General features: G+C 60.1%; 17 protein-coding genes and 1 other annotated feature. Of the genes, 8 read left to right on the top strand and 9 right to left on the bottom strand.

The features are described from left to right. Window positions 1–24: 24 nt before the first annotated feature. Entirely contained in the window at window positions 25–1,545 is a 1,521-nt protein-coding gene (gene ppx / locus ACQY1L_RS09255; protein WP_062579928.1) for an exopolyphosphatase, read from the top strand. Window positions 1,546–1,663: 118 nt separating this feature from the next. Next, complete coding sequence (locus tag ACQY1L_RS09250; RefSeq protein WP_430240728.1) at window positions 1,664–2,755, top strand: HEAT repeat domain-containing protein; 1,092 nt, start codon at window positions 1,664–1,666, stop codon at window positions 2,753–2,755. A 338-nt stretch (window positions 2,756–3,093) separates the two neighbouring features. On the opposite strand, the gene ACQY1L_RS09245 is transcribed toward ACQY1L_RS09250, so the two are convergent. The 3 genes from ACQY1L_RS09245 to ACQY1L_RS09235 all read right to left on the bottom strand — a co-directional run bounded on the left by ACQY1L_RS09245 (window position 3,094) and on the right by ACQY1L_RS09235 (window position 7,205). After that, window positions 3,094–4,452, bottom strand: a complete 1,359-nt coding sequence (locus ACQY1L_RS09245) for an esterase-like activity of phytase family protein (protein ID WP_430240727.1) — start codon at window positions 4,450–4,452, stop codon at window positions 3,094–3,096. 248 nt (window positions 4,453–4,700) lie between these two features. Beyond that, window positions 4,701–5,846, bottom strand: coding sequence for a ribonuclease D (gene rnd, locus ACQY1L_RS09240; RefSeq protein WP_184654892.1), 1,146 nt, complete (start codon window positions 5,844–5,846; stop codon window positions 4,701–4,703). Between the two features lie 90 nt (window positions 5,847–5,936). After that, complete coding sequence (locus ACQY1L_RS09235) at window positions 5,937–7,205, bottom strand: MFS transporter (protein WP_113111065.1); 1,269 nt, start codon at window positions 7,203–7,205, stop codon at window positions 5,937–5,939. Window positions 7,206–7,465: 260 nt separating this feature from the next. Between ACQY1L_RS09235 and aspS the strand changes: the two genes are divergently transcribed. The 3 genes from aspS (at window position 7,466) to ACQY1L_RS09220 (ending at window position 11,520) form a co-directional block, all read left to right on the top strand. After that, window positions 7,466–9,256, top strand: coding sequence for an aspartate--tRNA ligase (gene aspS / locus ACQY1L_RS09230; protein WP_430240726.1), 1,791 nt, complete (start codon window positions 7,466–7,468; stop codon window positions 9,254–9,256). Between the two features lie 144 nt (window positions 9,257–9,400). Next, on the top strand, window positions 9,401–9,721 hold the full coding sequence (locus ACQY1L_RS09225; RefSeq protein WP_062579936.1) for a DUF1236 domain-containing protein: 321 nt from the start codon (window positions 9,401–9,403) through the stop codon (window positions 9,719–9,721). A 175-nt stretch (window positions 9,722–9,896) separates the two neighbouring features. After that, window positions 9,897–9,954: a sequence feature (sul1 is cis-regulatory element that is thought to sense ions involved in sulfur or methionine metabolism; They are found in Alphaproteobacteria), on the top strand. 75 nt (window positions 9,955–10,029) lie between these two features. After that, complete coding sequence (locus ACQY1L_RS09220) at window positions 10,030–11,520, top strand: SulP family inorganic anion transporter (protein ID WP_430240725.1); 1,491 nt, start codon at window positions 10,030–10,032, stop codon at window positions 11,518–11,520. An 82-nt stretch (window positions 11,521–11,602) separates the two neighbouring features. On the opposite strand, the gene ACQY1L_RS09215 is transcribed toward ACQY1L_RS09220, so the two are convergent. Further along, window positions 11,603–12,793 (bottom strand): hypothetical protein, encoded by a 1,191-nt coding sequence (locus ACQY1L_RS09215; RefSeq protein ID WP_062453289.1) that lies wholly within the window; start codon window positions 12,791–12,793, stop codon window positions 11,603–11,605. Window positions 12,794–13,025: 232 nt separating this feature from the next. Between ACQY1L_RS09215 and parC the strand changes: the two genes are divergently transcribed. Further along, a complete protein-coding gene (gene parC / locus ACQY1L_RS09210; protein ID WP_062579939.1) occupies window positions 13,026–15,293 on the top strand; it encodes a DNA topoisomerase IV subunit A in 2,268 nt (755 codons plus the stop codon). A 45-nt stretch (window positions 15,294–15,338) separates the two neighbouring features. Here parC and ACQY1L_RS09205 read toward each other — a convergent pair whose 3' ends face one another. The 5 genes from ACQY1L_RS09205 to hemB form a co-directional block, all read right to left on the bottom strand. Next, on the bottom strand, window positions 15,339–15,725 hold the full coding sequence (locus tag ACQY1L_RS09205; RefSeq protein WP_092661935.1) for a type II toxin-antitoxin system death-on-curing family toxin: 387 nt from the start codon (window positions 15,723–15,725) through the stop codon (window positions 15,339–15,341). Continuing rightward, complete coding sequence (locus tag ACQY1L_RS09200) at window positions 15,725–15,946, bottom strand: AbrB/MazE/SpoVT family DNA-binding domain-containing protein (protein ID WP_430240724.1); 222 nt, start codon at window positions 15,944–15,946, stop codon at window positions 15,725–15,727. Before ACQY1L_RS09200 ends, ACQY1L_RS09205 begins: the two co-directional genes overlap by 1 nt. Before the next feature lie 75 nt (window positions 15,947–16,021). Continuing rightward, window positions 16,022–16,783, bottom strand: coding sequence for an arginyltransferase (locus ACQY1L_RS09195; protein ID WP_062453285.1), 762 nt, complete (start codon window positions 16,781–16,783; stop codon window positions 16,022–16,024). 121 nt (window positions 16,784–16,904) lie between these two features. Beyond that, a complete protein-coding gene (locus ACQY1L_RS09190; protein ID WP_062453284.1) occupies window positions 16,905–17,363 on the bottom strand; it encodes an RDD family protein in 459 nt (152 codons plus the stop codon). A 76-nt stretch (window positions 17,364–17,439) separates the two neighbouring features. Further along, the gene (hemB, locus tag ACQY1L_RS09185; protein ID WP_244474015.1) at window positions 17,440–18,450 is read right to left on the bottom strand and encodes a porphobilinogen synthase; all 1,011 of its coding nucleotides are present in this window, start codon (window positions 18,448–18,450) and stop codon (window positions 17,440–17,442) included. A gap of 194 nt (window positions 18,451–18,644) precedes the next feature. Between hemB and ACQY1L_RS09180 the strand changes: the two genes are divergently transcribed. Together ACQY1L_RS09180 and ldtR are read left to right on the top strand one after the other, a co-directional pair. Beyond that, a complete protein-coding gene (locus ACQY1L_RS09180) occupies window positions 18,645–19,082 on the top strand; it encodes a DUF6163 family protein (RefSeq protein ID WP_062454738.1) in 438 nt (145 codons plus the stop codon). Window positions 19,083–19,315: 233 nt separating this feature from the next. Then, complete coding sequence (gene ldtR, locus ACQY1L_RS09175) at window positions 19,316–19,828, top strand: transcriptional regulator LdtR (RefSeq protein WP_062454736.1); 513 nt, start codon at window positions 19,316–19,318, stop codon at window positions 19,826–19,828. Window positions 19,829–19,854 lie beyond the last annotated feature (26 nt).

Genomic DNA, 19,854 nt, shown 5'->3' with positions numbered 1-19,854 from the left:
AAGAACAGTCAAGAAATAGGCAGCATGGTACGATCTGAAGCTCAAGGGCGCCTGCCTGGCATCGCCCCTGTTTCCGTCATCGACATTGGCTCGAACTCGGTTCGCGTGGTGATTTACGAAGGCCTGACCAGGGCGCCGACCGTTCTCTTCAACGAGAAGGTTCTGTGCGGTCTTGGCAAGGGGCTCGGCTCGAACGGCCGGATGGACGACGAGGGCGTGTTGCGCGCGCTCGCCGCTCTCAGACGGTTCAAGGCGCTGTCCGACCAGGCGCAGGCGACGGAAATCTACGTCCTTGCAACAGCCGCCGCCCGCGAAGCCTCCAACGGCCCTGATTTCATCGCCAAGGCGGAGGAAATCCTCGGCCAGGAAATCCAGCTCCTGTCCGGCGAGGAAGAAGCCAAATATTCGGCGCTCGGCGTCATCAGCGGCTTTCACGAGGTCGACGGTGTTGCCGGCGATCTTGGCGGCGGTTCGCTTGAACTGATCGACATCAAGGGACATGAGTTCGGCAAGGGGATCACCCTGCCTCTCGGCGGCCTGCGCCTGTCGGAATCATCAGGTGGCTCCATTTCCAAGGCGCGCACCTTTGCCCGCAAGCAGGTCAATACCGCCCGCTTCCTGGAAAAGGGCGAGGGCCGCACCTTCTACGCCGTTGGCGGTACCTGGCGCAACATCGCCAAGCTGCACATGGAAATCACCAAATATCCGCTGCACATGATGCAAGGGTATGAACTGACCTTCGAGGAAATCCAGAAATTCCTCGAGGACGTGATTGATGCCAAGGATTCCAAGGATCCTGCCTGGCAGGCCGTCTCGAAAAGCCGTCGTTCGCTTCTGCCCTTCGGCGCCGTGGCCCTGCAGGAAGTGCTCTCCGTCATGAAGCCGTCGGTCGTCAGCTTTTCGGCGCAGGGCGTGCGGGAAGGCTATCTCTATCATCTGATGCCGGATGAGGAAAAGCAGGCCGATCCGCTGGTCGTGGCTGCCGATCAACTCGCCATCCTGCGCGCGCGTTCGCCGGAACATGCGCGCGAGCTTGCCGATTGGACCGGCCGCATGGTGCCGTTCTTCGGCATTACCGAGACCGAGGAAGAAAGCCGCTATCGCAGGGCTGCCTGCCTGCTGGCCGATATCAGCTGGCGTGCGCATCCCGATTACCGCGGCGCCCAGGCACTTAACGTCATCGCCCACTCGTCCTTCGTCGGCATTACCCATGCGGGCCGCGCCTACCTGGCGCTCGCCAACTACTACCGGTTCGAGGGTTTGAGCGACGACGGTGCCACCGGCCCGCTCTCGACGATTGCGACACCGCGGCTGCTGGAACTGGCTAAACTGCTCGGCGGGCTTTTGCGGGTCGTCTATCTGTTCTCGGCTTCGATGCCCGGCATCGTCAATAACCTGACTTTCCGCCAGTCGAGTTCGCCCGATCTCGACATGGAATTCGTCGTGCCGCACGCTTACCGCAACTTCGCTGGCGAGCGGCTGGAAGGTCGGCTGCAGCAGCTTGCCAAGCTGACCGGCAAGAAGCTCGCCTTCGTGTTCGAATAGCAGCTGTTGCGAGAACAGATGCATCAGATCTAGACGGTTGCAACCGAGCGGGCTTCGGCTTATCTTCGGTTGAACGGGCATGCCTTATGTTGGTGTTGGCTTCGAGGGGGGCTCGAACATGGCAGTGGCAGATCAAGGCGCGAACAATCATGCGGACCGTGGGGCCAATAACGCGCTGGCGCCCGAGAACAATTTTCCGGAAAAATACTTTGTTGCCGGCGTGGCCGTCGGGCTCTTTCTCGTGCTGCTGGGGACTGCGATCCTTCTCTTCGGACGCAGCCAGACCGCCTCCTCGCTGACCATCTGCGTCGGCTTCGGGCTGGTGCTTGCGGCGTTCGGTGCAAAGGTTGCAGGTAACTGGGCCGGCTGGTCGGTGACCGGGGCCGGCGCCATGGCAGTCGTTCTGTTTCTGATGCTCCAGCAATTTACGCCGCCTGGCACGGCGGCGCTGTTTAAAGGCGAGATCAGCGGCGACTTCTCGCATGTCGCCGATATCCGCATAATCGATGACGAGCCGCTCTACATCTACAAGGATGCCATGGTCCGACGGATTAAGTTTCTTGGCCTCGGTACATCGCTACAAAGCACGCAGATGCGGATGCAGGTCGATACAATCGAAAAGGAAGCTGGCAAAGAGTATTTCGAGCTTATAGGCGATGCCCAGAAAATCCGGGCAATTTTCGCCGAAGGCCGGCCGGTCCAGTGGCGCTTCGACTATAATGCGCGGCAGGTCAAGAACGGCTCGCTGGTTCTCCTGTCCGAACTGGATACGCTTTCACCTGGGCCGACAGCGGAGGTTAGCGGCAGCACGACAGGTGCATGGTGGGATCTGAGCGCGTTCGCTCAGGCGGCGGTTCGGCCGGAAGCATCGGTCGACCAAATTCAGAAGGCGCTTGCCGGCCTACGGAACGAGGATACGTTCCTGAGGCGCAATTCCCGCGACTTTCTGGTCTCTGCCGGAGTTGTCGCAGTGCCCATGATGCTGTCTGCGCTGCACGCATCGCCGGACGATTACCGCGTCAAGCTCGGCGTGGTCTATGCCCTGGCAGAAATGATCCGCTCCGACCCCAATCTGGCGTCGTCTCTGTCGCAAAAGCTGGCCGCTGAGGATTTTCCGTTGCTGATTCAGGCGGCCGCAGATCCGGACAAGACCATTCGCTACCAGGCAGCAGATTTTCTGTACCGCCTGCAGGATCCGCGGGCCGTGTAGCTGAGCGTAAACGCTGCCAAGGATACGACAGATCAGGGTGTGGCCAATAACCAGATCCTGATCCTGCGGCAGTCGGGGAGCAATCTTTCCTCGTCGCAAAAGAGCGACATCGTCCGTCAGCTCAATGATCCTTCGACGAACTTGAACAGAAGCTTGAAAGCGCCATCATCGCTTAACGACGTCCTGAAATGGTAATCCTGGCGATACCTGAGCTTTAATACGTCCAGGTTCGAGGTGTCATGGAGTCGAAAAGGGTACCTGCTGGTGCAGATACCCTTTTCTGTTTCGTCGTGGTGATGTCCGGGCTCTAGAGGCCTGCCGATCACCGCCTCACTGCTTTACTTCGCGTTGAGGAACTCGGCGGCTTCGATCAGGCTGAACTCGTTGTCATCAGCCTTGTTGACGGCGCGACCGGCCGAGAAGGGCAGGTTGTTGTCATTGCCGATAATCAGGTGTGTCGCGTCGATCTGGTCGACATTCTCGATCGTCACGAACGGCATGTCGTAGATGCCGTCCTTCGAGCCAGCCATCTTCTTGCTGTCGGGGTCCTTGATGTTCAGAAGGTCGATATAGCCGATCTTGCGGACGGCCGCGCCGACATTGGCGTCGGTCATCTCGATCTTGTAGACGCGCTTCAGTTCGGCCGGCGCATCAAAGCAATCCGGTTTCGGCTGCTTCGGATCGGCGCAGGCCTTGTCCTTGGTGCCGGCGCCGTTGTCGCGTTCGATGACGAGCGCGGTGGTGGCATCCAGCATGTTGAAATCGCCGATCGCGACACCCTTTTCAGACAGCGGATAGAGCCAGGAACGACCAGTCCAGCTTTTCGAAGCGATGTCGAATTCGATGACGCGCAGCGCGGTGCGCCCATCGGCCTGTTCGACCTTGCCGTCGTCGAGGAAGATCGGGCCTTCCAGCAGGCCGTAAAGCTTCTGCCCATCCTTCGATAGTGCCATGCCTTCATAGCCACCCGAACGCTTCAGGTTGAAGACCGGCATCTTGGCGGCGGGGTTGGCCGGCATCGAAAGGGTCGGGTTGTCGGGCGAGGTGACCTTCTTGCCGTCAACGGTAGTGGCAACGACGTCGGTCAGCTGGCCGAGCATGTCGACCTTGATGAGGTAAGGCCCGAATTCCTCGCCGAGCCAGAAACCGTCTGCCACCGGCTGGATCGATTCGATATCGAAATCGGCGCCGGTCAGGTAGCGCTTGTCGCTGCCTTCCATGGCGATCGGGAAGGGGGCGATCTTGTTGGGGTCCGACAGGAAGATGTTCTTGACGACATCGACCTTGTTGGTCGCCCAGTCGAACTTCACCTGGTGCAGGAACAGCATCGCGTCGGAGGAATTGGCTTTGGAGCCAAAACCATTGTCGGACAGCGTCCAGAACGTGCCGTCTGCCATGGCCTTGATCCCGGAAAAGCCCTGGATCGGTTGACCGCTGAACGGCAGCTTGACGTCGGTGACGCGAACACCGTCCTTACCGTCGATAGAGCCAAGCTTTTCCGTACGCTTGCGGTCAGGCGTCGTGAACTTGCCCGAGGTCTTGAGAAATTCAGGAACATCGGATGGGGAAGCCGTTACCGTGTTGGCCGGCAGGATCGCCTGGCCCGCGAGCTTTGCCGGAAATTCGCGGTCGTCGGCCAATGCCGTGCCGGCGAGGAGGGCACTTACGAAGACGGAGGCTAAAAAGGTCTTGGTCATCAAATCACCTGTTCGATTGAGAAGAACACGCGACGTCGATAGGCGGCACGCATGACGGTGAGGTGATGATCGTTTGACGCTTGGATGAAGGTTTTACGTCTGTTTTTTGACGCGCTAAAGCACCCATCAGCAGCGTCGTGAAGCGGGGCAGAAACACCGGAATAGTCTGGGATTCAAGCGAAAAGGGATCGTGCTCCAGATCTCCTGACGCCGATCCCTTGGATGCTTGGAGACGGTGAGGGCGAGCCTTACAGCTCGACCGCCTCGACTTTCTTGTTGACGAAGCGCAGCGCCACGCCGCCTTCGATCAGCTTCAGCGCGATTTCGCCGAACAGTTCGCGACGCCAGCCGGAAAGGGCGGCCACTTCGGCCAACTCGCCTTCGGCAGCAATCTTTTCCAGATCGTCGGTATTGGCAAGCACCTTGGCGGCAACGCCCTGCTTGTCGGAAATGAGCTTCAGCAGAACCTTCAAGAGTTCGACGGCAGCGCCCGTGCCTTCTGGCAGATGCACATGCTTCGGAGCATGCGGCATCTCGGTCTTCGGCAGCGCCAGCGCCGTATTGACAGCCTCGACGATCGCGGCGCCTGAGGATGAGCGTTCCCAGCCCTTCGGCACGGTGCGAAGACGTCCGAGAGCTTCGGTATCCTTCGGCTGCTGCTGGGCAATCTCGTAGATCGCATCGTCCTTCAACACGCGCGAGCGCGGCACGTTGCGGCTGCGCGCCTCACGTTCGCGCCATGCGGCGACGAATTTCAGGATCGCCAGTTCGCTTGGCTTCCTCAGCCGCGACTTCAGACGAAGCCAGGCATCGTCGGGATGCAGATCATAGGTCGACGCGCTCTCGAGAACCGCCATTTCCTCCGTCAGCCAGAGGGCACGGCCTTCACGTTCCAGTTGTTCTTTCAGAGACAGATAGACGTCGCGCAGATGGGTGACGTCAGCCAGCGCATAGTCGAGCTGCTTTTCGGAAAGCGGCCGGCGGCTCCAATCGGTAAAGCGCGACGACTTGTCGATCTGCACGCCCTTGATGCGGTTGACCAGCTGGTCGTAGGAGACGCTGTCGCCGAAGCCGCACACCATGGCGGCGACCTGCGTATCGAAGATCGGGTGCGGCACGAGATTGCCGAGATGGTGGATGATCTCGATATCCTGGCGCGCGGCATGAAACACCTTGGTGACCGCCGTATTCGCCATCAGCTCGAAGAAGGGCTTGAGGTCGAGCCCTTTTGCCAGCGGATCGACGAGAACTTCGACTGTCGGGCTCGCCATCTGGATCAGGCAGAGTTCCGGCCAGAAGGTCGTCTCTCTCAAGAACTCCGTATCGATGGTGATGAAGTCTGACTGAGCCAGCTTTTCGCAGGCTTCCTGAAGGGCAATTGTTGTTTCGATCATCGTCTCATTCACGTGCAGGTGGTCAACCTTCCTTTCCCTTCCCGCCGCAGATGTCAAGACAAACGGCCAGCCTTTCCCGGAAGCGGGCGGCTATTTCCTGTTGTTGCCGTCAGCGTCCCTGTCCTTGTCGCTAGCCCGGTCCGCAGGGTCTGCAAGCCGGTTGAAATAAGCCGACGTGCGCAAGAGCGCCCGAAATCGCGAGTTGCGCTGCTGCGGCGGCACCGGTGCCCGCACCCGCATCCGGCGCAGCGTGTAGATCGCAAAACCGGCAAAGATGAAGGACGTGTAGAGGAAGAAGGCGCGCGGGCCGTAGAATTCCAGGAGCGCTGCGGCAAGCAGCGGTCCGAACGTGGCGCCGACCGACCAGAAGAACAGGAGGCCTGCCGCGATCACCGCGTGTTCGCCGGGCTTGGCGTGGTCGTTGCCATGCGCCGAGCAGAGCGAATAGAGCGGCATCGAAAAGGCGCCGAACAGGAAGACGCTGATGATATTGGCCGTCTCGTTGCTGCCCGCGCCGAACGACAGATAGGCGCCGGTGATGACGGACCCGATCGTCGTCCACAGGATGACGCGCCGCCGGTCGAGCTTGTCCGAATAGACGCCGAGCGGATATTGCAGCACCACGCCGCCGATGATGCCGGCACTCATGAAGGTCGCGATCGACGTGATGCTCATGCCGATCTCCTTGGCGTAGATCGGCCCGATATTGCGAAACGCCGCCATCGACAGACCGACCGCCACGACGCCGACCACAGCGAGCGGCGAAATGCGCCACACGGTTCTCAGATCGAATGAGATGGAGGCCGGTGGCGTCGGCCCCGACTTGTCGGCGATGGATATCGGCACAAGCGACAGCGTCAGCGCAATGGCGATGATGTTGAAGATGACAGGCCCGTCGATCCCGAAGGTCGGGATCAGGTACTGCGCGATCGTGACCGAGCCGAGATCGACGAAACGGTAGATCGACAGCGTCCGCGCGCGGTTCTCGTTGGTCACCTGCGAGTTGATCCAGCTCTCGACGGTGGCAAACAGGCTGGCGATGGTGATGCCGATCAGGAAGCGCATGGCGAACCAGAAGACGGGATCGATCACCATCGATAGGGCGATCGAGGCGGACGCAGCAATCGCCGCCATTGCCGCAAAGGTGCGGATATGACCGATGGAGCGCAGCAGCCTTGCCACATAGATGCAGCCGATCGCAAAGCCGACACTGTAGCCGGCACCGATCAGGCCGATGACCGACGGCGAAAAACCCTCGGCCGAACCGCGCAGCGCGATATAAGTGCCCTGGAGCCCGTTGCCGCCGATCAGGATCCCTGCGGTGATCAGAAGCGGTATCAGCGGGCGGATCTGGTTCATCGGATGCTTTCGGGCATGGTCGGCAGGCGCAGAGACTCAGCCAGCGCGCTGGCCGTATCGACCCATTCTGGTTATGACATCCTCCTATGCAACTCTAGCCGTAAAAGCGGGGGAAAGGGCTCGAGCGCCGCGGGAGACTGTGACAAGTCTTGACAAAGCAGGCCCACCATGCGCTTTTCCGGCCGATTTTCATGGGTTCGTACGGCTGTGCTTCGCGCGCCGATGAAGCCGCTTTCAGCATCAGTCCAGGATAAAAGACAATGCATCGTTACCGCAGCCACACCTGTGCAGCCCTCCGCAAGTCGGATGTCGGCTCCAATGTCCGTATCTCCGGCTGGGTTCATCGCGTCCGTGACCATGGCGGCGTTCTGTTCATCGACCTTCGCGACCATTATGGCATGACCCAGGTCGTTGCCGACCCGGACAGCCCGGCCTTCAAGTCGGCCGAAGTCGTGCGTGGCGAGTGGGTCATCCGCATCGACGGCACCGTCAAGGCGCGTTCCGACGAGACCGTCAACAAGACGATGGCGACCGGCGAGATCGAACTCTACGCACAGGAGATCGAAGTCCTGTCCGCTGCCAAGGAACTGCCGCTGCCGGTGTTCGGCGAGCCGGAATATCCGGAAGACGTGCGCCTCAAGTACCGCTTTCTCGATCTTCGCCGCGAAACGCTGCACAAGAACATCGTCAAGCGCACGCAGATCATCGCTGCCATGCGCCGCGAAATGGCTACCTGTGGCTTTACCGAATATTCGACACCGATCCTGACCGCATCGTCGCCCGAAGGCGCGCGCGACTTCCTGGTTCCAAGCCGTATCCATCCCGGCAAGTTCTTCGCGCTGCCGCAGGCGCCGCAGCAGTACAAGCAGCTGATGATGGTGGCGGGCTTTGACCGCTACTTCCAGATCGCACCGTGTTTCCGCGACGAAGACCCGCGTGCCGACCGCCTGCCAGGCGAATTCTACCAGCTCGACCTGGAAATGAGCTTCGTTACCCAGGAAGAAGTCTGGGAGACGATGGAGCCGGTCATGCGCGGCATCTTCGAAGAGTTTGCCGAAGGCAAGCCGGTTACCAAGGAGTTTCCGCGGATCCCTTACGACGTCGCGCTGCGCAAATACGGCTCCGACAAGCCGGACCTGCGCAACCCGATCGAGATGGAAGCCGTCACCGAGCATTTCGCCGGCTCCGGCTTCAAAGTGTTCGCAAACATGATCGCGTCGAACCCGAAGGTCGAAGTCTGGGCGATCCCGGCGAAGACTGGTGGTTCGAGAGCGTTCTGCGACCGTATGAACGCCTGGGCGCAGGGCCAGGGCCAGCCGGGTCTCGGCTACATCTTCTGGAAGGAAGAAGACGGCAAGATCGCGGGCTCCGGTCCGCTTGCCAAGAACATCGGCGAGGAACGCACCGAAGCCGTGCGCACCCAGCTCGGCCTCGAAGCGGGCGATGCCTGCTTCTTCGTCGCTGGCGATCCGGACAAGTTCTACAAGTTTGCCGGCGAAGCCCGTAACCGCGCTGCCGATGAACTGAACCTTTCCGACAAGAACCAGTTCGCCCTGTGCTGGATCGTCGACTTCCCGTTCTTCGAATACAACGAGGAAGACAAGAAGATCGACTTCGCCCACAACCCGTTCTCGATGCCGCAGGGCGGCCTCGATGCGCTGGAAAACCAGAATCCGCTGACGATCAAGGCCTACCAGTACGACATGGTCTGCAACGGCTTCGAAATCGCATCGGGCTCGATCCGTAACCAGCTGCCGGAAGTCATGGTCAAGGCCTTCGAAATGGTCGGCCTCAGCCAGCAGGACGTGGAAGACCGCTTCGGCGGCCTCTACCGCGCATTCCAGTACGGCGCACCGCCGCATGGCGGCATGGCAGCCGGCGTTGACCGCGTCGTCATGCTTCTGACCGGTGCCAAGAACCTGCGCGAGATCACGCTGTTCCCGATGAACCAGCAGGCTCAGGACCTTCTGATGGGAGCGCCTTCGGAAGCGAGCCCCGCGCAGCTGCGCGAACTGGCGATCCGCCCGATCCCGCCGGTCAAGAAGGACTGATCTTCGATTCTATTTCTGTGACGAGATTGGAAAGTTTCAGCAGGGCAGGGCTTGGTTGCAGTGCAGCGATCAGACCTTGGTCGGACGGAACCATCGCCGTGTACTTCGAGTTGTAGAGGCAGAATAAACAAATGGAGTAAGACTATGCGCAAGATCGTACTGACCGCTTCGGCGGCATTCATGGCGCTTTCGAGTGCAGCCTTCGCCCAGACGACGATCATCACGCAGGAACCAGCAATGGCACCCGCAACGGTTGTCATGCCAGGCGAAGTCCGCACCTACGTGATGGAACAGCCGGTTGAATCAGTGCCGTACGAAGGCGACGTCCTGGTCGGCCGCGTGCTGCCGGAAGCCGTCCAGGTCCGTCCTGTGCAGGGATATGACTCCTACGGTTACACGGTCGTGAACGATCGCCGCGTCATCGTCGACCCGCAGACGCGCACGGTTATTCAGGTCCTGGAATAGTACCTGCCTGATTTCGGATAGTATTTGAGAGACCGGGGCTGCCACCGCAGCTCCGGTCTTTTTGCGTCGGAGCTTTTAGTCCGTATCGCTTCGGGGCCGCTACCGTCACCGTCTCGCAGATATTCCCGTACCACGCTTGGCATCTGCAATTCTCTCCGCTATAGGTCGCCCATCACAAGGACTCAGGTGAAACTCCCGAGTGGCTCTTCCGGCCGCCGATCCGCCGGACAACGCAAAGCATCAGCCGTCTTTCTCACCCTGGAGGATACCTCCCGGCGGATGCGCTTTATTTGCGAAGTTTCCAATACATGACACAGTCAATTTCCGCCTATCGGCGCGAATGGTTTTCGAACATTCGCGGCGATCTCCTTGCCGGCATCGTCGTTGCGCTCGCGCTCATCCCCGAAGCTGTCGGTTTTTCCATCATTGCCGGCGTTGATCCAAAGGTCGGCCTGTTCGCCTCGGTCGCCATTGCCTGCACCACCGCGATCACCGGTGGCCGCCCGGCCATGATTTCGGCCGCCACAGCTGCCACTGCGGTGCTGATGGGGCCCCTTGTACGCGATCACGGCATCCAGTACCTGTTTGCCGCAACCATCCTGATGGGCATCCTGCAGATCTTCGCCGGCATGCTGAAACTCGGTCGCCTGATGCGGTTCGTGTCGAAATCGGTCATGACCGGCTTCGTCAACTCACTGGCGATCCTGATTTTTTTGGCTCAGCTTCCGCAGCTCATCAACGTTCCCGAAGTAACCTACCTGCTCATCGCATTGGCGCTCGGCATCATCTATCTGTTTCCCTATGTAACAAAAGCCATTCCGTCACCCCTTGTGGCGATCGCTGCCGTTACCATTCTGGCGCTCTCCTTCGGCATAGAGGTTCCGACCGTTGCCGATCTCGGCGCGATGCCGACGGCGCTTCCGGACTTCCTGTTGCCGGACGTGCCACTGACCTTCGAGACGCTGCGGATCATCTTTCCGTACTCGCTGGCACTCGCAGCCGTCGGTCTTCTGGAATCGCTGCTGACCGCACAGATCGTCGATGAAATGACAGACACGACCAGCAGCAAGACAAAAGAATGTTTCGGTCAGGGCAGCGGCAACATCGTTGCAGCCCTCTTCGGCGGCATGGGCGGCTGCGCCATGATCGGCCAATCGGTGATCAACGTCACGTCAGGCGGGCGAGGCCGGCTTTCGACCTTTGCCTCCGGCATATACCTGCTGATCCTGCTTCTGGTGCTGGATGATATCCTGCGCATTGTGCCGGTTGCAGCACTCGTGGCCGTCATGATCATGGTGGCGATCGGCACGTTCTCTTGGAAGTCGGTCATCGATCTCAAGCGGCATCCCGGTACATCCTCGATCGTCATGCTCTCGACCGTCGCGGTTGTTCTGGCAACGCACGATCTGTCGAAGGGCGTCATCGTCGGCGTGCTTTTGTCGGGTGTGTTCTTTGCGGGCAAGGTGGCCAGGATGGTGCGCGTGTCCTCCAGCCTTTCAGAAGACGGCAAGGTAAGAACCTATGCGGTTGAAGGACAGGTCTTCTTCGCCTCGGCAGACGCTCTCGTTGACGCCTTCGATTTCGCCGAAAGCCTGGAACGCGTCACGATCGACGTTCGCCGTGCGCACCTCTGGGATATCTCGGCCGTCGGCGCACTCGACCGTGCGGTGATGAAATTCCGTAGCCGCGGCATCGCCGTCGAGGTGATCGGTGCCAACGAGGCAAGCGCCTCGATGATCGACCGGTTCGCGCTGCACGACAAGGAACACGCGGCCCTTTCGGCACCCCCCGGACACTGAAGCGGCGCACCTGTACTGAACAAAACAAAGCCCCGGCAATCGCTTGCCAGGGCTTTTTCATTCATCCCTTAGAGGGAAGCGATCAGTCGTTCGCGGAGACCTTGACGCCCAGCACGTTGGGCAGCGTGTTCGGTGCGCCCATCGCTGCGCCCATGATCATCGGGAACGGAACAGGGTTTGCCGGCTCTGCTGTGATCGTCAGGTTCTCGGGCTTGTCGAGATAGGTGTTGACGGCCTGGCTCAGCATGTTCTGCAGTTCCGGAATGTTATACTGCGACAGCACGATCGGCGTCATCGCCTTGATCATCTGTGCCATCTGCGGGCCGTTCGAACCCTGCTTCTTGCCGGCATAATCCAGCGCCTTCGCCGTCACGCCGTCATCCTCGAAGCGGATCTGGGCGGCGTTGAAGGTGAGCCGCTGCATCAGGCCGAGCATGGCAAGGTTTGCCGCCTGCTGCGCTTCCTGCTTGTTCGGGTTGGCTTCCAGCGCCTTTGCGGTTTCCTGCGCGGACTTCAGGAAGTCGATCGTATAGCCGGAAAAGCTGAAGGACAAATCGAGACGGCCGACCTTGTCGAAGTCGATGGCATATTCCTCGACGGCGACAGTACCGTCGTTCTGCGTCCATGTGCCGTTGAGGTTGATGCTGCCATCCAGAGTGTTGACGCCAAGCGCCTGGATTGCCTCGCGCGACTGCGGGTCGTCGATGATGCTGAGATCCGCCTTGATTTCGTTCAGCGCCATATCGAAGTCGATACCGGAATTGTCGTCCGCAACCTCCGTCGTGACGCTGCTCGGGCCGACTGTGAGAACGGTCTTGCCGCCGACTGCGACGGTCGTGGCGCCGGTCTTGGCTTCCTCGTAGAGCAGGAGCGACTCGATTGTGTTCTTCGTGGCGTCCGCCGGTACCGTGACGCCGCTCATCGTGATGTCGGACGCGCTGATCGTGGTGGCTTCATGCGAAACGTTGATGTTAGGGAAGGTCACCTTGTCGATCGTGTAGCCACCCTCGGCTTCTTCGACGCCATCCATCGTCACAGTGCCGATCGGCATCTTCTGCGGAGCCCCTGAGGGATTGTAGGTCGCGCCTGTAAGCGTCACCTTCGACCCGTCGACGGCAACCGACTGGGCTTCGAGCGCGCCGCCCTGGATGACGAGCGCGGCGTTGATCTTCTTCAGAAGATCGTTGCCGTCGAGAGCCAAGGCCGGCCCGGCAAACACCGACAGCGCTGTGGCGGCGGCAAGCAGGCGCGCCGTGGTGGAAAAGTGGGTCATAGGTCCTCCTGGCGGGCGGCACGGCCCGGGATCAATTACAGTCTGGCTGAGGCAAGAGTTAAGGCGGACGGTGCAAAACGTCCATGCCGTAGTGTCCATTCGCTTCGGCATAATTGCGGCAGCGTAAATGTTTGTCGCCAAACAGTGAAAACTTGTGTCATCGGCCCGATCATCCACAGGGCGTTTGGATAGGTTTCTTGCCGGGAATCAGGGATTTCTATAGTCAAGTGCCATGGGAAAAATTGTAACTCCACCTGGCGACGGCTCGGGAGACGGCGGCGGCGACCACATTCAGGCGGTTGACCTGAAGGCAGCGCTCGAAGAGCGCTATCTTGCCTACGCTCTTTCCACGATCATGCACCGTGCTCTGCCTGATGTGCGCGACGGTCTGAAACCCGTCCATCGCCGTATCGTCTACGCGATGAACGAGATGGGCCTTCGCCCCAACTCGGCCTTCCGCAAATGCGCGAAGATCGTCGGTGAAGTGATGGGTAACTACCATCCGCACGGCGACCAATCGATCTACGATGCGCTTGCCCGTCTCGCGCAGGATTTCTCGCAGCGCTATCCGCTGGTCAACGGCCAGGGCAATTTCGGCAATATCGACGGCGATAGCCCCGCCGCGATGCGTTACACCGAATCGAAGATGACTGCCGTTGCCGAACTGCTGCTGCAGGGAATCGGCGAGGATGCGGTCGACTTTCGCGATACCTATGACGAGAGCAACTCCGAACCGACGGTTCTGCCCGGTGCCTTCCCGAACCTGCTGGCCAACGGCGCCTCCGGGATCGCGGTCGGCATGGCGACGTCGATCCCGTCGCACAATGCCCATGAAGTCTGCGACGCGGCGCTGCATCTCATCGCCCATCCGGATGCCAGCGTCGAAAAGCTGCTCGAGTTCATGCCGGGTCCGGATCTTCCGACCGGCGGCATCATCATCGATAACCGCGAGTCGATCCTCGAGAGCTACAAGACAGGTCGCGGCGGCTTCCGCGTCCGCGCCAAGTGGGAGATCGAGGATCTCGGCCGCGGCGGCTATCAGATCGTCGTCACCGAAATTCCCTACCAGGTGCAGAAGTCGCGCCTGATCGAAAAGATCGCCGAACTGCTGATTGCCCGCAGGCTGCCGCTGCTCGACGACATCCGCGACGAATCCGCCGAAGACGTCCGCATCATCATCGTGCCGAAGAACCGCACGGTCGATGCGACGCTGCTGATGGAATCGATGTTCAAGCTGACCGAGCTTGAAAACCGCATTCCGCTCAACATGAACTTGCTCTCGATGGGGCGCGTGCCGCGGGTGATGGCGCTGAACGAGGTGCTGCTCGAATGGCTGGCGCATCGCAAGGACGTGCTGGTTCGCCGCTCCCGCTACCGCCTGGCAGCCATCGACCGGCGGCTGGAAATCCTCGGCGGCCTGCTGATCGCCTACCTCAACATCGACGAGGTGATCCGCATCATCCGCGAGGAGGACGAGCCGAAGCCTGTCATGGTGGCGCGCTGGTCTCTGACCGACCTGCAGGTGGAATCGATCCTCAACATGCGGCTGCGCAATTTGCGCAAGCTCGAAGAGTTCGAGATCCGCACCGAGCACGATAATCTGACCAAGGAAAAGGGCGAGATCGAAGCGCTTCTCGCCTCCGACGAACAGCAGTGGAAGACCGTCGCCTGGGAGATCCAGGAGGTCAAGAAGCAGTACGCCAAGGCGACCGAGCTCGGCCGCCGACGCACCCAGTTCGCCAATGCGCCGGAAGCCAATCTGGAAGCAATCCAGCAGGCGATGATCGAAAAGGAACCGATCACCGTCGTGATTTCGCAGAAGGGCTGGATCCGCGCTTTGAAGGGGCATGTGACCGATACGTCGGGCCTCGTCTTCAAGGAAGGAGACGGACCGAAGATCGCGTTCACGGCGCAGACGACCGACAAGCTGCTGCTGGTGACAACAGGCGGCAAGGCCTACACGCTCGGCGCCGATAAGCTGCCGGGCGGCCGCGGCCATGGCGAGCCGATCCGCATCATCGTCGACATGGAGAACGACCAGGATATCCTGACCGCCTTCGTCCACGACGCCAGCCGCAAGATGGTGATCGCGTCGACAGCGGGCTATGGCTTTGTCATTGCCGAAAGCGAGATGGTGGCCAACACCCGCAAGGGCAAGCAGGTCATGAACGTCTCGATGCCGGACGAGGCAAAGCTGGTCGTTCAGGTCAAGGGCGATCACGTCGCGATTGTCGGCGAGAACCGCAAGATGCTGGTCTTTCCGCTCGACCAGTTGCCGGAAATGACACGCGGCAAGGGCGTGCGCCTGCAGCGCTACAAGGACGGCGGCATCTCCGACATCAAGTGTTTCGCAATCGATACCGGGCTTGCCTGGGAAGACAGTGCCGGACGCGCCTTCAACCGCAGCAAGGATGAGCTTCTCGAATGGATGGGTGACCGCGCCTCCGCCGGCCGCACCGTTCCGAAGGGCTTTCCGCGCAGCGGCAAATTCGCCGGCTGATCAGGCCTTTGGATTGAGACGGTTCGCCCTGATGGGCGGACCGGTTCAGGGGTAGGGGACCGTGTGATCGCGAAGGAACCGCGCTGCACCATCCTCGTCGATCTCGCCGGCTGCGACGGAGAGGATGAATTGGTAGAGCGTGGCGTCATCGGTATCGATGGCATACCCGTTGTCCATCAGGAAGACACCGGCTGAGACGATCGCGATCCGCTTGTTTCCGTCGATGAAAGCATTGTTCATTGCAAGAACGTAAAGATACGCTACCGCCAGCTCGATGAGGTCTGTCGATCCATATGCAACCTTGTTGACGGCAAGCATCAGCGCAGATTCCAGCGCGCCCTCATCGCGCAAACCATAAGCCCCACCGAATCTTTCGATCTGGCGCAGGTGGAGGCGTTCAACCAGCGCTCGTGAAAGAAATTGGATGGCCATCACTCGGCCCGCTTCTTGAGGGCAACCTTGTATCTGTCCATGAAGCGCTCCGCATGCTCTAGCTGACGGTTGAAATCGTCATCGAGCGGCTTCAAGACCAGCTTCCCTGCTTCTTCGCTAAGATCGATATTATCTCCCGCGCGCAACCCCATCCGCTCCAGAATCTCCTTCGGGATGATGATGCCTTCGGAATTGCCGATCTTGCGGATGGTGGTCTTCATGCGCGTATCCTCGTGTTGCAACGCGAGTTACAACATGAGGATGGCCGATTTGCAATGCCGTCGGGAGAGGGGGCGTCAGACGTCGCGCGCCGGATCGGCAAGTTCCCATCCGCGGGCCGTCAGGTGTTCCTGAGGCTGGTAGCGGGTCTTGTAGCCCATCTTGGGCGACCCCTTCACCCAGTAGCCGAGATAGACATGCGGCAGGCCGAGCGTCTTCGTGCGGTTGATATGGTCGAGGATCATGAAGGTGCCGAGAGAGCGCTTTTCGAGATCGGGATTGAAGAAGGAATAGACCATCGACAGCCCGTCGCTCATCATGTCGGTCAGCGCCACGGCGAGCAATTCGCCCCTCGGCGTGCCGGCGATACCGTCTCCCGGCTCGCGGCGGCGGTATTCGATGACGCGGGTGTTGACGTGCGAATCCTCGACCATGATCGCGTAGTCGAGGGCGGACATGTCCGACATCCCGCCGCGCTGGTGACGGCTGTCGAGATACCGTCGGAACAGGGAGAACTGTTCGGTCGACGGCTGCGCTGGACCAAGGGTCGCAATGATGTCGCTGTTGGTCGCAAGAACGCGCCTCATGGACTTCGCCGGCTGGAAGTCGCCTGCAAGGATTCGAACAGAAACGCAGGCACGGCACGCTTCGCAGGCTGGCCGGTAGGCGATGTTCTGGGACCGTCGAAACCCGCCTTGGGTCAATAGGTCGTTCATCTCCGCCGCGCGAGGACCGACGAGATGCGTGAACACCTTGCGTTCCATTTCACCCGATAGATACGGACAAATCGCCGGTGCCGTCAGGTAGAACTGAGGTGATGGCGTTGTCTGTGTGTTCATGGAGGTGCAGCCCGGTCCGTCGTCTTGCTCGTGGCGCTACTGATCCTAGCATGGCGCATAACGCGCAAACGTCAACTGGCGCATTTGCCGGTTGACGCATCCCTGGATCACTGTTGCGGTCTTACGACCTGCGGACGACGACGGTGCCGAGGAGGAGATCGTGAACCAGCCGCGAGCGCTCGATAAACAGCCCGGCCAGGAGCACCAGCGGCGTCAGTACCGAATTGATCACCCAGAACAGTACCGTGTGAACCATGGCAGTCAGGAAATCCATCCGGCGCCCGTCGACCCGTGTCATGGCAAGCCCCATGGCGCGCATGCCCGGAGATCCCTGGCTGGCGCCACCGAGCGTCAGGCCGAAATAGAGGAGGGCGACGATGAAGAACAACGCGGGATAGAGCATGAAGCCAAGCCCGAGCGTCAGAATTCCCAAGAAGAACACGATCACCGCTGCAGGGATGCACAGCAGAAGAACGAACAGGTAATCGATGACAAAGGCGAAGATCCGGCGTGACAGAACGCCGCTATAGGCGCGCCAATTGTCCGGTGCGGCATAGGTCGGGTTCGGTTCGAAGCTCATTCGCGTGGTTCTCCAGTTGTACCAAACCCGATATAAGAGGTGGCAAGCCCAACAGCAAGGTTTGCCACCATAGGCTTTAAACCCGGCCGAGTTTCTTCGCGGCCTCGATCGCAAAGTAGGTCAGGATGCCGTCGCAGCCGGCGCGCTTGAAGCAGAGCAGCGTCTCCATCATGATCCGGTCGCCGTCGATCCAGCCGTTCATCGCCGCCGCCTTGATCTGAGAATATTCGCCGGAGACCTGATAGGCGTAGGTCGGCAGGCCGAAGGCTTCCTTCACGCGCCAACAGATGTCGAGATAGGCGATGCCCGGCTTGACCATCAGCATGTCGGCGCCTTCTTCCACGTCGAGTGCCGCGTCGCGCATCGCTTCGGTGCCGTTGGCGGGCGAGATGTAATAGGCGTTCTTGTCGCCCTTCAGGAGCCCGCTCGTATTGATCGCTTCACGGTACGGACCGTAAAATCCCGAGGAGAACTTTGTCGCATAGGACATGATGCCGACATCCTGGTGACCGGCAGCGTCGAGCCCGCGGCGGATGGCGCCGATGCGACCGTCCATCATCTCGGACGGCGCGATGATGTCGGCACCTGCATCCGCCTGCAGGACCGCCGCCTTGATCACCTGATCAACCGTCTCGTCGTTGACGATGATGCCCTCACGCAGGATGCCGTCATGGCCATGGCTGGTGAATGGATCGAGCGCCACGTCGGTGATGACGCCGATATTGGGCACCGCTTTCTTCGCGGCGATGGTGAACTGGTTGATGAGGTTGTTCGGATCGAGGATCGCTGATCCCGTCTCATCGCGTAGGTTCATCTCGATGTCGGGGAAGGGCGCAACAGCTGGAATGCCGAGATCGGCCGCTTCCCGTATGGCTTCCACCGCCTTGTCGACGCTCATCCGGTTGACCCCGGGCATCGACTTGATCGGATCGACGATGCCGGTGCCGGGCACGATGAAGATCGGCCAGATCAGGTCGTCCACGGTCAGCCGGTTCTCCTGCACCATGCGTCGCGTCCAGTCTGCCTTGCGGTTGCGCCGCATGCGGCGATGACCGGTGACGTGGTCGACGAGGTGGGTCTTGTCCATGACGGATACTCCGTTCTTATTGCTCGCTGCTGACGAGAGCGTTTCCTGGCTGGATTGAAACATTCTGCCGGAGCAGGCTTGTGTCAGGTCAAACGCTCTAACACGCGAGAAACTGTTTATGAATGGGGCTTACTGCGCATTGCTGCCATGCGGCCTGCTGGCGGCTCGCGACGTCTCCCGATATGATCGAAGGCATGGAATCTGATTCACCCACGGTACCCAAGCGCACGCTGACGGAAATCCTTTTCGTCGTCTTCCTCAGGATTATCGCGGTTGCCTGCCTATGGTTCGGCATCCAGTACTGGGCGATGCTGGTCGGCTATTCGCTGCACGGCATGGCGCGCTTCGATCTTCTGGCGCCGCCATGGAAAGTGGCGGCGGCCTCGCTTGCCGTTCTGTTTCCGGTTGCCTCGCTCGGTTTGTGGCTCACCGTGTCCTGGGGCGCGGTGCTCTGGACTATCGCAGCGTTCTCGCAGGTGCTGATGTATCTCGTCTGGCCAGAAATCTTCGGACGGAACACTCTTGTGCCCATCCTGCACGGCCTCGTGGCCGCCATTTACGGCGTGTTTCGGCTCTCTTTATGGCTGGAAGAGCGGCGCAAGGCGGAGCGGGTAAGGATTGATTCACCTTGACCCTAAAGCTTTGGCGCCTTTATTTGGCCTGAAATTTCGACCTAACCCATTGATTTCAATAGGGCGGAAATAAGGGTGAGGGGGAGGCAGCTAGACTGCCGACGATTGGAAAAACTTCTGCAAGATTTTGTTAACCCTTTGTTTTAAGTCGAATTTTATGCGCTTTCGTTAGTGTCTGTCTCAAGGCGGGAATAAACAAACACACCGCCAAGCAAAACAGTGAGGCAGTCATGATGAACACGAAAATGAAGCCGCAGGCACCGGTCGCAGCAGACATCAACGAAGACCCGATCCGTTCGCTTTATATGGAATCGCTCCACCTGGTCGAGCGTCTTCACCGCCGCCTGCTCGACGTCATCAAGGACGAGTTCGACCGCCAGGGTCGCGACGACGTCAACGCCATCCAGGCACTTCTCCTCTTCAACATCGGCAACTCGGAACTCACTGCCGGTGAACTGCGCTCGCGCGGTTACTATCTCGGCTCCAACGTTTCCTACAACGTCAAGAAGCTGGTCGACCTCGGTTTCATCAACCACCAGCGTTCGCGCATCGACCGCCGCTCGGTCCGCATCAGCCTGACCAAGGAAGGCCAGGAAGTCGCAGAAACCGTCGCCAAGCTCTATGATCGCCACGTCGGCTCGATCGAAAAGGTCGGCGGCATCGGCGAAGGCGAGTTCTCGCAGATGAACAAGCTGCTGCAGCGCCTCGACCGTTTCTGGAACGACAGCATCGCTTACCGCATGTAATATCTGCCATCGCCGCGCCGCGCTCC

Origin of the sequence: Neorhizobium sp. DAR64862/K0K3 (assembly GCF_050500185.1) — a bacterium.
Taxonomy (GTDB): domain Bacteria; phylum Pseudomonadota; class Alphaproteobacteria; order Rhizobiales; family Rhizobiaceae; genus Neorhizobium; species Neorhizobium soli.
The sequence above is the reverse complement of the archived record's forward strand: the minus strand, read 5'-3'. Positions and strand labels throughout refer to the sequence as shown.

Bases quoted from the DNA above. Each gene is read 5' to 3' on its own strand.
- ACQY1L_RS09225 (WP_062579936.1), top strand. From the start codon at position 9,401: ATGCGCAAGATCGTACTGACCGCTTCGGCGGCATTCATGGCGCTTTCG.
- ldtR (WP_062454736.1), top strand. From the start codon at position 19,316: ATGAACACGAAAATGAAGCCGCAGGCACCGGTCGCAGCAGACATCAAC.
- rnd (WP_184654892.1), bottom strand. From the start codon at position 5,846: ATGATCGAAACAACAATTGCCCTTCAGGAAGCCTGCGAAAAGCTGGCT.
- ACQY1L_RS09180 (WP_062454738.1), top strand. From the start codon at position 18,645: ATGGAATCTGATTCACCCACGGTACCCAAGCGCACGCTGACGGAAATC.
- ACQY1L_RS09205 (WP_092661935.1), bottom strand. From the start codon at position 15,725: ATGGCCATCCAATTTCTTTCACGAGCGCTGGTTGAACGCCTCCACCTG.
- ACQY1L_RS09190 (WP_062453284.1), bottom strand. From the start codon at position 17,363: ATGAGCTTCGAACCGAACCCGACCTATGCCGCACCGGACAATTGGCGC.
- ACQY1L_RS09220 (WP_430240725.1), top strand. From the start codon at position 10,030: ATGACACAGTCAATTTCCGCCTATCGGCGCGAATGGTTTTCGAACATT.
- hemB (WP_244474015.1), bottom strand. From the start codon at position 18,450: ATGGACAAGACCCACCTCGTCGACCACGTCACCGGTCATCGCCGCATG.
- ACQY1L_RS09235 (WP_113111065.1), bottom strand. From the start codon at position 7,205: ATGAACCAGATCCGCCCGCTGATACCGCTTCTGATCACCGCAGGGATC.
- ACQY1L_RS09215 (WP_062453289.1), bottom strand. From the start codon at position 12,793: ATGACCCACTTTTCCACCACGGCGCGCCTGCTTGCCGCCGCCACAGCG.
- ACQY1L_RS09245 (WP_430240727.1), bottom strand. From the start codon at position 4,452: ATGACCAAGACCTTTTTAGCCTCCGTCTTCGTAAGTGCCCTCCTCGCC.
- ACQY1L_RS09200 (WP_430240724.1), bottom strand. From the start codon at position 15,946: ATGAAGACCACCATCCGCAAGATCGGCAATTCCGAAGGCATCATCATC.
- aspS (WP_430240726.1), top strand. From the start codon at position 7,466: ATGCATCGTTACCGCAGCCACACCTGTGCAGCCCTCCGCAAGTCGGAT.
- parC (WP_062579939.1), top strand. From the start codon at position 13,026: ATGGGAAAAATTGTAACTCCACCTGGCGACGGCTCGGGAGACGGCGGC.
- ppx (WP_062579928.1), top strand. From the start codon at position 25: ATGGTACGATCTGAAGCTCAAGGGCGCCTGCCTGGCATCGCCCCTGTT.
- ACQY1L_RS09195 (WP_062453285.1), bottom strand. From the start codon at position 16,783: ATGAACACACAGACAACGCCATCACCTCAGTTCTACCTGACGGCACCG.
- ACQY1L_RS09250 (WP_430240728.1), top strand. From the start codon at position 1,664: ATGGCAGTGGCAGATCAAGGCGCGAACAATCATGCGGACCGTGGGGCC.